Annotated in this window: 10 protein-coding genes; 4 read left to right on the top strand and 6 right to left on the bottom strand. The window is 69.7% G+C overall.

The features are described 5' to 3' along the window. Positions 1 to 94: 94 nt before the first annotated feature. The 4 genes from argH to BAMB_RS12505 form a co-directional block, all read right to left on the bottom strand. On the bottom strand, positions 95 to 1,504 hold the full coding sequence (gene argH / locus BAMB_RS12520; protein WP_041491244.1) for an argininosuccinate lyase: 1,410 nt from the start codon (positions 1,502 to 1,504) through the stop codon (positions 95 to 97). Between the two features lie 99 nt (positions 1,505 to 1,603). Beyond that, entirely contained in the window at positions 1,604 to 3,850 is a 2,247-nt protein-coding gene (locus BAMB_RS12515; protein ID WP_011657646.1) for a fimbria/pilus outer membrane usher protein, read from the bottom strand. Positions 3,851 to 4,163: 313 nt separating this feature from the next. After that, on the bottom strand, positions 4,164 to 4,877 hold the full coding sequence (locus tag BAMB_RS12510) for a fimbrial biogenesis chaperone (protein WP_011657645.1): 714 nt from the start codon (positions 4,875 to 4,877) through the stop codon (positions 4,164 to 4,166). 6 nt (positions 4,878 to 4,883) lie between these two features. Further along, positions 4,884 to 5,420, bottom strand: a complete 537-nt coding sequence (locus tag BAMB_RS12505) for a Csu type fimbrial protein (RefSeq protein ID WP_011657644.1) — start codon at positions 5,418 to 5,420, stop codon at positions 4,884 to 4,886. A gap of 295 nt (positions 5,421 to 5,715) precedes the next feature. Here BAMB_RS12505 and BAMB_RS12500 point away from each other — a divergent pair, with 295 nt between their 5' ends. After that, entirely contained in the window at positions 5,716 to 6,711 is a 996-nt protein-coding gene (locus tag BAMB_RS12500) for a Csu type fimbrial protein (RefSeq protein WP_011657643.1), read from the top strand. 6 nt (positions 6,712 to 6,717) lie between these two features. Here the strand turns inward: BAMB_RS12500 and BAMB_RS12495 are convergent, their stop codons facing one another. Further along, the gene (locus BAMB_RS12495; protein WP_011657642.1) at positions 6,718 to 7,527 is read right to left on the bottom strand and encodes a helix-turn-helix transcriptional regulator; all 810 of its coding nucleotides are present in this window, start codon (positions 7,525 to 7,527) and stop codon (positions 6,718 to 6,720) included. 183 nt (positions 7,528 to 7,710) lie between these two features. On the opposite strand from BAMB_RS12495, the gene BAMB_RS12490 reads away from it, so the two are divergent. After that, positions 7,711 to 8,463 (top strand): class I SAM-dependent methyltransferase, encoded by a 753-nt coding sequence (locus BAMB_RS12490; RefSeq protein WP_011657641.1) that lies wholly within the window; start codon positions 7,711 to 7,713, stop codon positions 8,461 to 8,463. 159 nt (positions 8,464 to 8,622) lie between these two features. Here the strand turns inward: BAMB_RS12490 and ppc are convergent, their stop codons facing one another. Then, complete coding sequence (gene ppc / locus BAMB_RS12485; RefSeq protein WP_011657640.1) at positions 8,623 to 11,619, bottom strand: phosphoenolpyruvate carboxylase; 2,997 nt, start codon at positions 11,617 to 11,619, stop codon at positions 8,623 to 8,625. 217 nt (positions 11,620 to 11,836) lie between these two features. On the opposite strand from ppc, the gene hemC reads away from it, so the two are divergent. Together hemC and hemDX are read left to right on the top strand one after the other, a co-directional pair. Beyond that, the gene (gene hemC / locus BAMB_RS12480; protein WP_011657639.1) at positions 11,837 to 12,823 is read left to right on the top strand and encodes a hydroxymethylbilane synthase; all 987 of its coding nucleotides are present in this window, start codon (positions 11,837 to 11,839) and stop codon (positions 12,821 to 12,823) included. Continuing rightward, the gene (gene hemDX / locus BAMB_RS12475; protein WP_011657638.1) at positions 12,823 to 14,790 is read left to right on the top strand and encodes a fused uroporphyrinogen-III synthase HemD/membrane protein HemX; all 1,968 of its coding nucleotides are present in this window, start codon (positions 12,823 to 12,825) and stop codon (positions 14,788 to 14,790) included. The genes hemC and hemDX overlap by 1 nt, the downstream gene beginning before the upstream one ends.

Below are 14,790 nucleotides of genomic sequence, written 5' to 3'. Positions count from 1 at the left end.
CGGCGGTATCCGGGAAGCGGGGCAGGCAATGGGCGGCGCGGCGGCCGCCCGAATGAAAGACGGACGCCGGAGGCGTCCGTCCGGGACGACGGGCTTACGTGCCGAGCGCGGCGCGGGCAGCCTTGACCGCCGCACGCACCTGGTCGGGCGCGGTGCCGCCCGCGTGGTTGCGGCTTGCGACCGAACCTTCGAGCGTCAGGTAGCCGAACACGTCGTCGCCGATCAGGTGCGCGACGTTCGGCAGCTCCTGCTTCATTTCGTCGAGCGTCAGGTCGGCGAGGTCGATCCCGCGGTCGTCGCAGATCCGCACCGCGTGCGCGACCGCTTCGTGCGCGTCGCGGAACGGCAGCCCGCGCTTCACGAGGTAGTCGGCGAGGTCGGTGGCGGTCGAGAAGCCCTGCAGCGCGGCCGCGCGCATCGCGTCCGGCTTCACGGTGATGCCCGCGACCATCTCGGCGAAGATCCGCAGCGTGTCGGCGACGGTGTCGACCGTGTCGAACAGCGGTTCCTTGTCTTCCTGGTTGTCCTTGTTGTACGCGAGCGGCTGGCCCTTCATCAGCGTGAGGAGCGCCATCAGGTGGCCGTTCACGCGGCCCGTCTTGCCGCGCGCGAGCTCGGGCACGTCCGGGTTCTTCTTCTGCGGCATGATCGAGCTGCCGGTGCAGAAGCGATCGGCGATGTCGATGAAGCCGACGCGCGGGCTCATCCACAGCACGAGTTCCTCGGAGAAGCGCGACACGTGCGTCATCACGAGCGCGGATGCCGCCGCGAATTCGATCGCGAAGTCGCGATCCGACACCGCGTCGAGCGAGTTCGCGCAGATGCCGTCGAAGCCGAGCGTCTTCGCGACGGCGTGACGGTCGATCGGGTAGCTGGTGCCCGCGAGCGCGGCCGCGCCGAGCGGCAGGCGGTTCACGCGGGTGCGGCAGTCGCGCATGCGTTCCGCGTCGCGCGTGAACATCTCGACGTACGCGAGCAGGTGATGGCCGAACGTGACCGGCTGCGCGACCTGCAGGTGCGTGAAGCCCGGCATGATCGTGTCGGCGTTCTTCTCCGCGAGGTCGATCAGCGCGCCGCGCAGGTCGTTCAGCAGGCCGCCGATGCGGTCGATCTCGCCGCGCAGCCACAGACGGATGTCGGTCGCGACCTGGTCGTTGCGCGAGCGGCCCGTGTGCAGACGCTTGCCCGCATCGCCGATCAGCGCGGTCAGGCGCGCCTCGATGTTCAGGTGGACGTCCTCGAGATCCAGCTGCCATTCGAATTCGCCGCGCTCGATCTCGCCCTTGATCTGCGTCATCCCGCGTTCGATCGCGGCGAGGTCGTCGGTGCTGATGATCTTCTGCGCCGCGAGCATGCTCGCGTGCGCGAGCGAGCCGGCGATGTCGACGAGCGCGAGGCGCTTGTCGAAAAACACCGACGACGTGTAGCGCTTGACCAGCTCCGACATCGGTTCCGAGAAGCGGGCCGACCAGGCCTCGCCCTTTTTGTGCAGTTGGGACGTCATGGCGATTCTTCGAAGGGGAGTTGGGCGGCGTGCGCCGCCGAGGGAATCCTGCAATTCTAACATTCGCGGGGCTGACGGCCGGCGCGCGCCGGCCGCGGATCACCGCGGGCCGCAGGTCAGCGGGCCGATCCGCGGCAGCGTGCCGTCGTCGGGGCGCTGGTACGCGAACGCGACCGCGCAATCGCGGCCGCCGCCGGTGATTTCCAGGTGGTTGTTCGCGACGAGGCCGTCGACGAAGGTCAGGCCGTCGTAGCCGACGATCGTGCGCTGGCCGGTTTCGACGTGGCGCACCTCGAGCCCGGGCGGCAGCGGCGTGCCGTCCGGCGCGCGCAGCGCGATCGACGCGGCGCTGTAGCGTGTCACGGCGAAGTGCGCGAGCACGCCGGAGCGCGCCTGCGGCACGACATCGAGCGTCGTGTCGGCGATCCGGGCGTCGGCGGGCAGCGCGGTGCCGTCGATCGCGACGCGATTGCTCTGGTACGCATTTAGGTCTGGTACGAGCAGGTAGCCGGCCCGGTCCGTCTCGCCGATCATCCGGTTCTGGTGCAGCACGGGCACGCGCCCGGTGTCGGTCGAGACGAGCGCGAAGCCGTCGTCGACGCGGCGTGCCGTCATCAGCTGGCCGTTCATCAGCACGATCGCGCCCGTGACGTCGACCGACGCGTTGCGGTGCCCGTCGAACGACTGCGCGAGCAGCGTGACCTCGCCCGCACGGCCGAGATACTGCAGCTGCCCCTGCGCGTAGCGCATGCCTGCGTTGGCGCCCGCCTGCACGTTCCAGCCGACGCCGCCGCCATAGTCGGGCGGCCGTGTCGCGCTCAGCGTGTAGGTCGAGTCGCCGTTCTGCCGCCCGGCGTTCAACGACACGGACGTGTTGCCGCCGAGCCCGATGCTCAGGCTCACGAAGAAGCCGCGCGTGTCGCGCTGCCGGAGGTCCTGGAAGCCGCTGAACGTGATCGAGGTCAGCCCGCCGAGATTGACCAGGTAGGCGACCGAGCCGATGCGCGAGGCGGCGACGCCCGGATACTTGAGGCCGAGATAGCTGAACGACAGCGTCTGCCTGCGCAGGAACGGGAATGACACCGTGACGCGGTCGGTGGCGCGCGATACCGGCACGCCTTCGCGGCTGCCGAGGTCGCTGTAGTCGCCGAAGGCGCGCAGCGTCTGCGCATCGATGGAGAAGCGCGGCGTCACGTACTGGTAGCCGATGCCGGCCTGCACGCCGGTGCGGCCCGGCGCGCTGAGCGCCAGCGACGCGTTCGCCACGCCGCGTTCGCCCAGACGTGCAAGCGCGCCGGCGCCTGCGTTGTAGACGCCGGCCGTCGCTTCCGCATGCGCCTCGACGGTCAGGCGCTCGCTGATGCCGTAGCGCAGCGAGCCGCTCGCGGCCGGCGTGCGCGCGTAGTCGAAGGAATCGATGCCATAGGCGCGGCGCAGGAACCCGGCTTCCGCCGAATAGCTGGCGAGGCCGGGGGCGAGCAGGCGCGTGTCGACGTACAGCGGAATGGACGTCGCGATCGAGCGGCCGAGCGCGTCGCGCGTGATGACCGTTGCGTTGCCCGCGCCGGTGATGCCGGGCACGCTGTTGATCACGAACGGCCCGCTCGCCACGTTGCCGCTGAACTGGCGCACGTTGTTCACGTACAGGTCGACCGAGGTCGGCACGACCGCGCTGCCGGACAGCGCGGGTACCGGAAACGTGACCAGATCGGGACGCAGGCCGAAATTGCTGCGCCACTGCACGCCGCCGATGCGCAGCGAGCGGGTCCACGACAACGACGACGAAATCGTGTCGCCGATCTGGGTCGTCGTGAGCGTGCCGGGGTTCGAATGACTCCACGACGTGTCGTAGCGCACGTAGCGCCGGCGGTCGTCGTACAGATACGCGACGCCGGTGCTGCTGAATACGCCGTACGGGTCGAAATAGCGCGCCTCGCTCCAGACCGCGAGCGGCGCATGGGCGATGGTCTGCGCGTAGGCGTCGTAGTTCAGCACGAAGCCGCGGCCGGACGTGGCGGGCGGCGCGGCCGCGAGGGCGCGCGTATCGAACGTGTGCGGGATGCGCAGCGCATCGGGCACGCGCAGGTCGAGCGTCTGCCGGCCCGCGTCGTAGTCGTAGCGCAGCCCGGCGAGCGTGTCGAGCGCGACGAGCACGTTCGACGGCTCCTGCGTGCGGTCGTTCGTCCGGTCGTTCGTCGCGATACCCAGGTCGTTCAGGTCGGCGGAGGCCGCGTACAGGCGTCCGTCGATTTGCTGGAAGCGTGCGATCCGGTGCGTCGGTTCGCCATTGAGCGAGACGTCGAGAAACAGTGCGTCGGAGGCGGGCGCGGGCGTGGGCGTGGGCATGGGCATGGGCGCAGGCACTGGCGCAGGCACGGGCGTAGGCACCGGCACGGGCACAGGCACGGGCACAGGCGCAGGCACGGACGCAGGCACGGAAGTAGGCACGGACGCAGGCACGGGCGCAGGCACGGGCACCAGCACCGGCGCGGCTGCCACCTGCACCGGCGCCGTTTGCGCGCAGCCGGTGCCTGCATGCAGCGCCAGCGCCATTGCAAGCACCGCTGCGGCGGGCCGCGCGTATCGTGCGGGGCCGGCTGCCTGGAGGGCCATGCGCGTCGTCGGAACGGGCAACGTCGTGCGATCCTTCCGAGCCGGATCAGGGCGGTGTCAGCCGCGCTTCGACCGGCTGCGCGTTGACGGTCGCCTGGATCCTGACGAATGTCGCCGGGCCCGCATCCAGCTTGAGCGGCCAGCGCCGCGTGCTGCCCGCGAGCGCATAGCCGAGCAGGCCGCGCGTGACGTCATGCACGGTGCCGCGCGCGTCGATGAGCCGAACCGCGGAAATCTGCGCGCGCCGTCCACCGCGGTTGTCGACCGCAAGTCGTGTGCCCGCGCCGTCACGCTCGACGCGCCAGTCAAGTTTTGGCGACGCCGGTGCGCCGTCGGGCTCGACGAATACCGGGACCGAGTAGCGCAGCCGGATCGTGACGCCGTTCGCGACCGGCGTGCCGGGCGCGGGCAGTTCATCGATCAGCACGCGATAGCTTTCCTCGGCGAGCGGCGCGCCGCGGCCCGTGCGCACGAGCCGGATCAGCTGCTCGGCGTTCGCGCCGATCTGCAGCAGCGGCGGCGACGCGGCGAGCGTGTCGGTCGGCGTCATCACGTCGTCACCGTTTTGCTGCGTCCAGCGATAGGTGCGGACCTGGCCGTAGATCGGCTGTCCGCCGGGATTGCTGAGCGTCATGCTCGCGGCGGCCGCCGACGGCGCCAGCTCGATCGTCACGGGCGTGATCTGCAGCGTGGCGGCGGATGCGGCCGCGCACGCGGACGCGACGCACAGCGCGGCCAATGCGCGCGGGAGCCATGCCATGGCGCGTCAGAAGTACACGGTGGCGGTGACGGAGGCCTGGTAGGTGTCGGGCGTCGGCGTCGCTTGCGCGGGCACCTGACCGTACACGTTCAGCACTTGCGCGGAACCGGTGCCGGTGCCGCCGACCGTGTCGGTGCCCTGCGTGTTGCCCCAGATCGTCGTGTGGCCCGAGTCCTGGTAGAGCTGATAGCCGACCGTCGTGCTGGTATTGCCGGTCGTCGTGCCACCCATCAGCCGGCTGGCGACCGTCGAGCCGCTTACCGTGCCGCCGTCGAGTCCGACGTTGTACGGCGTCGAGTTCGTGCAGGTGACGGAGACCGTGGTCTGCTGGTTGACTGCCGACGCCAGCACGCCGGCCGTGCCGAACGCGAGCGGGTTCGCGGCGATCGTGCAGTTGGCCTGGATCGTGAGCGTGACGGTGAATTGCGCGGTAGCGGTGCCGTTCGAATAGACTGCCGCAATGGCGACGGGCTGCAGCGCGGGCGCGAATGCGACGCTGGCCGCGAGCATGGCCGAAAGAACACGACGTCGGGAATCGTTCATTATGATTGTCTCCTGCCGTTCAAGGGGGCGTCCGGACGCGGAGTGCCTGCCGCGTGGTCTGTTGCCGGTCGCCGTAACCGCTCTGTCGTTGTTGGAAGACTACTCCACGGATTCAGGCGCGCGCAATCGAGAAAACGCCGACCGGAACACATTGTTTTGGGTTGCGAACCGATTGGCAGCGGCCGATTTGACATGGATCAAAACAGTGCGAACGATTGATGCGCAGCCGGATACGATGGGGCGCCGAACGGGCCGCAAGCCTGGTCGAACGGACGAGCATGTTCGGGGGGAACGCATGGCGGATGACGAATTCGACACGACGCGACGCTGGATCCGCGCGCTAGCGTGCGTGCTGCTGGCCGCGCTGCTCGGCATGCCGTGGATGCCGGCTCGAGCGGACACGTGTTCCGTGACGCCGCCGGCGCCGAGCTTCGGCTCGGTCAGTCCGATCACGCTGCAGGCTTATACGACGAACAGCACGATGACGGTCAGTTGCACGTGGGACGCACTGAGTCTGAACACCGGCGTGCTCGTTTGCGTGAACCTCGGCGGCACGAGCCCGCGCTACCTGACTAACGGGACGAACCAGATGCAGTACGACCTGTATCAGGACGCCGGCTATTCGCAACCGTGGGGCGCCGTCAGTGCCGGCACGACGCCGATCTCCGTGTCGTTGACGAAACCTGTGCTCGGCACGACCGCGAGTACCAACGTGACCATCTATGGCCGCATCGCGTCGAACCAGCCGACCGTGCCGACCGTGAACAATGCCAGCACCGTCTATACGCAAAGTTTCGCCGGCAACCAGGCCGCCTACAGCTTCAGTTTTTCGCTGCTCGGCGTGCAGCCCACGCCGTGCGTGTCGCAGTCGACGGCCGGCACGATGAGCTTTGCCGCTACCGCCACCGTCATCAACAACTGCATCATCAGCGCGACCGGCGTCGCGTTTCCGGCGGCGGGCGTGCTGACGTCGGCGCTGAGCGCGAGCGGCTCGATCAGTGCGCGCTGCACGAACGGCGATGCGTTCCAGATCGCGTTGAACGGCGGGGTCAGCGGCAGTGTCGTCGCACGCACGATGCAGCGCACGGGCGGCGGCTCGGTCAGCTATCAGCTCTATCAGGACAGCGGCCACACGCAGCCGTGGGGCGACGGCACCGGCGGCACGTCGATGGCGACGGGCACCGGCAGCGGGTTCGCGCAGGCGATCACCGTGTATGGCCGCGTCCCCGCGCAGGCGACGCCGGCGCCCGGCAACTACAGCGACACCATCACCGCGACGATCAGCTTCTGAGTCGCGTCAATCGCGCACCAGCACGACGAGCTTCAGATCCTCGCGGTGCGCGGGCTTCAGCGTGATCTGCTGATACACGAGCCGGCCGTCGGCCGGATGGTCGAACTCGCGCAGGCCGCCTTCGCGCTCGAACACGTCCTGCGACGCCCAGTACTGCGCGAACGCGTCGCTGCCGGCCATCAGCGCGTCGATCAGTGCGCGCGTCGGCGCGTCGGCGAGGTGGCGGATCGAGTCGGCGCGGAATTCGGCCGCGAGCCGGCGCGCGCGGGTTTCCCAGTCGACGATCAGCGTGCGCGCGGCCGGCGCCATGAACGTGAAGCGCAGCAGGTTGCGGTCGTGCTCGCCGTCGAGCCAGCCCGTGAACAGCGCGGCGGCCGGCGCGTTCCACGCGAGGGCGTTCCATTGCCGGTCGAGCACGTAGGCGGGCGTGGCGATCGCGGCGACGGTCGCCGCGAGCGTCGGCGGCAGGTCGCCGGCCGCGACGTCGGGCTCGGCCGGATCGCGCTGCGCGGCCAGCTCGAACAGGTACGCGCGTTCGGCCTTCGACAACTGCAGCGCGACGGCGATCCGCGCGAGCGCGTCGGCCGACGCCGACACCGGGCGGCCCTGCTCGATCCACGTGTACCAGGTCGGGCTGACGCCGCACAGCTGCGCGACTTCCTCGCGCCGCAGCCCCGGCGTGCGGCGGCGCGGGCCGGGCGGCAGGCCGACGGCCTGCGGCGACAGCCGTTCGCGGTGCGCGCGGATGAATTCGCCGAGCGCGCGGGCGGGCGTCGCGTCGAGCGGCGGGGTGGGGGCGGAGGACGGCTGGTTCATGCGGAAAACGGCTGAAACGACAAAAAAGGGCGCGGGATGCGCGGCGAAGATCGGGCCGGAAATCAGGCAGGTGTAACAAATACCAGAATAACCGCTTAACTTGTACTGGTACAAGCGCGGCCCTATTGTAGCGATTCGCGCGCTGACAGGCAGCGGGCGCCCCACCCAACGAAGGAGCGAACGATGAAACACCACGACCAGGTCGCCGACGCATTCGGCACGACGGCCGCCGCCTACCTGACGAGCACGGTCCACGCGACGGGCGCCGATCTGCAGGCACTGGCGGACGCCGTGCGCGCGACGCCCGACGGCGCGGTGCTCGATCTCGGCTGCGGCGCGGGCCACGCGAGCTTCGCGGTCGCGCCGCACGTGCGCGACGTGGTCGCCTACGATCTCGCCGCGCCGATGCTCGCGACCGTCGACGCCGCCGCGCGCGAGCGCGGGCTCGTGAACATCCGAACGCAGCAGGGGCCGGCCGAGCGGCTGCCGTTCGACGCGGGCACCTTCGACTGGGTGGTCAGCCGGATGAGTGCGCACCACTGGCACGACGTGCGCGCGGCGCTCGCCGAGGTGCGCCGTGTGCTGAAGCCGGGCGGTCGCGTGCTGATGATCGACATCGCGGGCAACGACCATCCGCTGCTCGACACGTATTTGCAGGCCGCGGAAGTGCTGCGCGACGCATCCCACGTGCGCGACTACCGTGCCGACGAATGGCTCGCGATGTTCCGCGGCGCCGGTTTCGATGCACAGGTGCAGAGCCGCTGGCGCCTGCCGATCGATTTCGACACGTGGGTCGAGCGGATTCGCACGCCGGCCGACAGCGTCGCGGGCATCCGCGCGCTGTGGGCGCATGCGCCCGACGAGGTGCGCGGCTACTACGCGGTGCAGCCGGACGGATCGTTCGAGCACGACGCGTTGCTGATCGACGCGCGATGAATCGGCGGCACGGCGGCGCGTCGTCGTACGGCCGTGCCGTCGTGCCGCTGTGCCGTAGCGCCGGCCGATGAAAAAAGCCGCGATACGCGTGACGCGCGTATCGCGGCTTTCGTATCGCGATGCCGGCGCGGCTCGGGACGGACCCGTGCCGCGCGCGGATCAGCCCGTGTTGCGCAGGCCGGCCGCGATCCCGTTGATGGTCAGGTGAATCCCCCGGCGCAGCCGCGCGTTCGTGTCGCCCGCGCGGTGACGCTTGATCAGCTCGACCTGCAGGTGGTTCAGCGGATCGAGATACGGGAAGCGGTTCTTGATCGAGCGTGCGAGCAGCGGGTTGGTCGCGAGGCGGCCTTCGTGCCCGGTGATTTCCGCGAGCGCCTGCGACGTGCGCTCCCATTCCGCGACGATCCGCTCGAACACGTGCTTGCGCAGCTTGCGGTCGGCGACCAGCTGCGCATAGCGCGACGCGACCGCGAGATCGGTCTTCGCGAGCACCATGTCCATGTTCGACAGCAGGTTCGCGAAGAACGGCCAGGTCTTGTTCATCTTCTTGAGCAGCGTCAGGCGCTTGGTGCGTTCGGCCTCGTCCGGCGCGCCGTCGAGATACGCGCTCACCGCGCTGCCGAAGCCGTACCAGCCCGTCAGCAGCAGCCGGCACTGACCCCACGAGAAGCCCCACGGAATCGCGCGGAGATCCTCGATCTTGCGGTTCTTCGGATCCTGCAGCTTGCGCGAGGCCGGGCGGCTGCCGATGTTCAGCTCCGCGATCTCGGTGATCGGCGTCGACGAGAAGAAGTAGTCGGTGAAGCCGGGCGTTTCATAGACGAGCGCGCGATACGACGCCATCGCGGCGTCCGACAGCGTCTGCATCGCGGCTTCGAACGCGGGCAGTTGCGCGGGCGCGTTCGACTGCGGCAGCAGCGACGCCTCGAGCGTCGCGGCGACTACCGTCTCGAGGTTGCGCCGGCCGATTTCGGGGTTCGCGAACTTGCTCGCGATCACCTCGCCCTGTTCGGTCAGGCGGATCTGGCCGTTCACGGTACCCGGCGGCTGCGACAGGATCGCCTGGTAGGTCGGGCCGCCCCCGCGGCCGACCGTGCCGCCGCGGCCGTGGAACAGCCGCAGCGTGATCTTGCGTTCGCGGAACACGTCGACGAGCGCGAGTTCGGCGCGATACAGCTCCCAGTTCGACGTCAGGAAGCCGCCGTCCTTGTTGCTGTCCGAGTAGCCGAGCATCACCTCCTGCTCGGCGCCCTGATGCGCGATCAGCGCGTCGATGCCCGGCAGCGCGAAGTACTCGCGCATGATCCGCGCGGCGTCGCGCAGGTCGGGGATCGTCTCGAACAGCGGGATCACCATCAGGCCGTTCTTCGCATGGCTGCCGAGCGGGCCTTCGAGCAGCCCCGTTTCCTTCTGCAGCAGCAGCACCTCGACGAGGTCGCTGACGGTTTCCGTATGCGAGATGATGTAGTTGCGCACCGCACGCGCGCCGAACTGCGCGCGCACCTCGCGGGCCTTCTCGAACACGCCGAGCTCGCTCTGCGCGAGCGCCGAGTATTCGAGGTACGGCGAGCGCAGCGGGCGCGGATCGGCGAGCGCGGCCAGCAGCACGCGCAGCTTGTCTTCCTCGGCGAGCGCCGCGTAGTCGGCTTCGACGCCGGCACGCGCGAACAGCTCGGCAACCACGGCTTCGTGGATGTCGGAGCTCTGGCGCAGGTCGATGCTCGCGAGATGGAAGCCGAACACTTCGGCCGCGCGCACCAGCGGAGTCAGGCGCGGCGCGGCGAGCGACGCGCCGTGGTGTTCTTCGAGCGACGCGGTCAGCACCTTCAGGTCGGCGACGAACGCTTCGGAATCCGCATACGGAATCGCGCGCACCGGCGGCGCGCCGCGGCCCGCGCTGCGCACCGGCACCGTGCCTTCGCCAAGGCGCACGCGCGCGCTGGCGGCGAGCCGCGTGTAGATGCCGATCAGCGCACGGCGATACGGTTCGTCGACGCGGTGCGGCGACTGGTCGGGGGAGGCGGCCGCGAGCGCCTTCACCGCGTCGTTCGCGCCGACCAGCAGATTGGACACCGACAGCTCGGCGCCGAGCTTGTGCACCTGTTCCAGATAATGTTCGAGGATCACCGCGGCCTGGCGGTTGATCGCTTCGTCGAGCGTCGGGCCGGTGACGTTCGGGTTGCCGTCGCGATCGCCGCCGATCCAGCTGCCCATCTGCAAGAACGCGGGCACGCGCGCAGGCAGGCCGTGCTCGGCGAGCGCGGCTTCGATGTCGCCGTACAGCGCGGGCAGCTCGTCGAGGAACGTCGCGCGGTAGTACGACAGCGCGTTCTCGATCTCGTCGCCGACCGTCAGGCGCGAGTCGCGCAGCATGCGGGTCTGCCACAGCGCGGTCACGCGCGCGCGCAGCATCGATTCGTTGTACGAGCGTTCGCGCGCGGTGAGCGGCTGGTCGCGCTCGGCGAGCAGCCGCGCGATGTCGTGCTGCGCGTCGAGGATGCTCTTGCGCTGCACTTCGGTCGGGTGCGCGGTCAGCACCGGCACGATCAGCGCATCGTCGAAGAAGCGCTGCAGCAGGCGCTTCGACGCGTTGCCGGTCGTCTTCAGCTGTTCGAGCGCGTACGCGACGGTGCCCGGCTGCGGCGCGGAGCCGGCCAGCGCGTGGATGCGGCGGCGGCGGTTGTGGTGGCGGTCTTCCGCGATGTTCGCGAGGTGCGAGAAATAGCTGAACGCGCGCACGACGCTCACCGTCTGCTCCGGGGTCAGCTTGCGCAGCTTCTTTTCCAAAGTCTGCGCGGCTTCGCTGTCGTCTTCGCGACGGAACTTCACCGCGGTCTGGCGGATCGTTTCGACGACGTCGAACACGGTGTCGCCTTCCTGTTCGCGCACCACGTCGCCGAGCAGGCGGCCGAGGAAGCGGATGTCCTCGAACAGCGGGCCGTCCTTGTCCTCGCGCGTGCGCACGCCGGGCTTCGCGGTGCGGGCGGCCGGGCCGGAAGCCTTGATCGTGCGTTTTGTCCGAGGTATCGGGTCTTTCGGTTTCGTTGCCGTTTTCGCACGGCCGTTCGCGGCGGTAGCGATGGTACCCGTCTGGGCATCGGAGGAGGGCAGGGCAGCATTGCGGCGCGTCGTACGCGCCGATCCGGAAGACTTCACGATGGGTTTCCTTGGGAAAGCTCGAGTCAAAAGGGACTGCGGGTACTGCGGAAACTACGGGAACTGCGGTCAAGCAACCAGCTACGTGCGGCACATCCGCGCATCGGTGTCGCCGCCCGCGCCGAAGCGCGGCGGGCGTGGGCTCCGGGCCCGGGCGGGCCGAAGCGTGCGTGCTACCATTGTTCGATCTTCCATCCCGTCCTTCGATGTTCCAGCAATGAATTCCGAGACTATTTCGGCACAAGCCCCTGCGACGCTGACGATTGCTTCGCGCGAGAGTCGCCTGGCGATGTGGCAAGCCGAACATGTGCGTGATGCGCTGCGCAAATTATATCCAGCTTGCGACGTGAAAATCCTCGGGATGACGACCCGTGGCGACCAGATTCTCGATCGTACGCTGTCGAAGGTCGGCGGCAAGGGCCTGTTCGTGAAGGAGCTGGAGAACGCGCTCGCCGACGGTCGCGCCGATTTGGCCGTGCATTCGCTGAAGGACGTGCCGATGGCGCTGCCCGACGGCTTCGCGCTCACCGCGATCATGGAGCGCGAGGATCCGCGCGATGCGTTCGTGTCGAACGACTACGCGTCGCTCGACGCGCTGCCGGCCGGCGCCGTCGTCGGCACGTCGAGCCTGCGCCGCGAGGCGATGCTGCGCGCGCGCTATCCGCACCTCGACGTGCTGCCGCTGCGCGGCAACCTCGACACGCGCCTGGCGAAGCTCGATCGCGGCGACTATGCGGCGATCATTCTCGCGGCCGCGGGCCTGAAGCGCCTCGGCCTCGAAGCGCGAATCCGTACACTGATCGACGTCGAGGACAGCCCGCCCGCCGCCGGTCAGGGCGCGCTCGGCATCGAAATCGCCACGCACCGCACGGACGTCGCCGCATGGCTCGCGCCGCTGCACGACCCGCGGACCGCGCTCGCGGTCGAGGCCGAGCGGATGGTGTCGCGCGCACTCGGCGGCAGCTGCGAGGTGCCGCTCGCCGCGCACGCGGTGTGGCGCGCCGGCGAGCTGTACCTGACGGGCCGCGTGTCGACGACCGACGGCCAGCGCGTGCTGACGGCCGAGGAGTGCGGCGCGGTCATGACCGTCGCCGATGCGCTCGCGCTCGGCCGCGCGGTGTCCGACGAGCTCGAGGCGCAGGGCGCGCTCGACATCGTCAACGCACTGCTCGCCGCGTCGCAGGCCGGCAAGGGCGACGCCTGATGGCGGGCGGCGCGCGCGCGTTCACCGCCGTCCTGACGCGTCCGGACGGCCAGTCGGCCGGACTCTCGGCCCAGCTGGCCGAGGCCGGCTGCGACGTGCTCGAATTCCCGCTGATCGACATCGCGCCGGTGGACGATCCGGCGCCGCTCGACGCCGCGTTCGCGGCGCTCGACCGTTACGCGCTGGTGATCTTCGTGTCGCCGAACGCGATCGACCGCGCGCTCGCGCAGTACGACGCGATCTGGCCGAATGCGCTGCCGGTCGGCGTCGTCGGCCCGGGCAGCGTCGCGGCGCTCGAGCGCCACGGAATCGCCGCGCCCGCGCATCGCGTGATCGCGCCGCAGGCGCCCGCCGACGGCGGTGTCCCGCATTACGATTCGGAAAACCTGTTCGCGAGCATCGAGGCCGCGTTCGGCGGCGCGCAGGCGCTCGCCGGCAAGCACGTGCTGATCGTGCGCGGCGACGGCGGGCGCGAATGGCTCGCCGAGCGGCTGCGCGAAGCCGGCGCGGACGTCACGCTGGTCGCCGCGTACCGGCGCGTCGTGCCCGAGCCGCGCGTCGGCGCGTGGGAACGCGTGCATGTGCTGCTCGCCGGCGCGCCGCACGCGTGGCTCGTCACGAGCTCCGAAGGCGTGCGCAACCTGCACGAACTCGCGCGCACCCACCTGAACGACGCCGAGATCGAAGCGCTGAAGCATGCGCCGCTCGTGACGCCGCACCCGCGCATCGAGCAGACCGCCCGCGCACTGGGTTTTGATAGGATTACGCTGACCGGCGCGGGCGATGAGCGCATCGTCCGCGCGTTTCGAACGATGGCCGACGAGGCCGTCCAACCGGCGACAGCCGCACCGGTGACTAAACGCATGACAGATACCAACGATTCCAAAAGCGTCGCTTCCCAGCCGGCCGCTGCATCCGCGCCGCCGTCCAGTCCCCCTTATCTCGCGCAATCGCCTGCGCGCCGCGGCAGCAGCGCGGCGCTGTGGTTCGTCGTCGTCGTGCTCGGCTGCGCCGCGGGCGTGGGCGCCTACGCGCTGAACCGCAAGGTCGACCGGCTCGACGCGACGTTCGTCGCGCGCCAGAAGGCGCTCGACGCGCAAACGGCCGAGACGCGCATGAAGACCGAGCAGGCGCTCGCGGGCACGCACCAGGTCGATACGCAGCTCGCGCAGCTCGACGGCAAGCTCGCCGACGCGCAGAGCGCGCAGCAGGCGCTGCAGCAGCAGTACCAGGACCTGTCGCGCAACCGCGACGCGTGGATGCTGGAAGAAGTCGACCAGATGCTGTCGAGCGCGAGCCAGCAGCTGCAGCTCACGGGCAACACGCAGCTCGCGCTGATCGCGCTGCAGAATGCCGACGCGCGCCTCGCGACGTCGCAGAGCGCGCAGGCCGTCACGGTGCGCAAGGCGCTCGCGCAGGACATCGAGAAGCTGAAGGCTGCCCCGTCGGCCGACCTCACGGGCCTCGCGATCAAGCTCGACGACGCGATCGCGAAGATCGACGCGCTGCCGCTGTCGGGCGAGGCGATCGTTCCGCACGCGGCGCCGAAGGCCGCGCCGGCCGATGCCGCATCGTCGGTCGCGGCCGACACGCCGCGCTGGAAGGTGTGGTGGCATGACTTCTCGGCGGGCCTCGGCGAGCAACTGAAGGGCCTCGTGCAGGTGCGCCGGATCGACAATGCGGACGCGATGCTCGCGTCGCCCGACCAGGGCTACTTCGTGCGCGAGAACGTGAAGCTGCGCCTGCTCACCGCGCGGCTGTCGCTGCTCTCGCGCAACGACACCGCGATGAAGGCCGACCTGCATGCGGCGCAGGCGTCGCTCGGCAAGTATTTCGACCAGGCATCGAAGGACACGCAAACCGTCCAGGATCTGCTCCGGCAGGTCGACGGCGCATCGCTGACGGTCGCGGTGCCGAACCTGAACACGAGCCTGAACGCCGTTCAGCAGTTCAAGAGCCGGGGGTAA

This window comes from Burkholderia ambifaria AMMD (genome assembly GCF_000203915.1).
In the GTDB taxonomy this organism is placed as follows: domain Bacteria; phylum Pseudomonadota; class Gammaproteobacteria; order Burkholderiales; family Burkholderiaceae; genus Burkholderia; species Burkholderia ambifaria.
The sequence above is the reverse complement of the archived record's forward strand: the minus strand, read 5'-3'. Positions and strand labels throughout refer to the sequence as shown.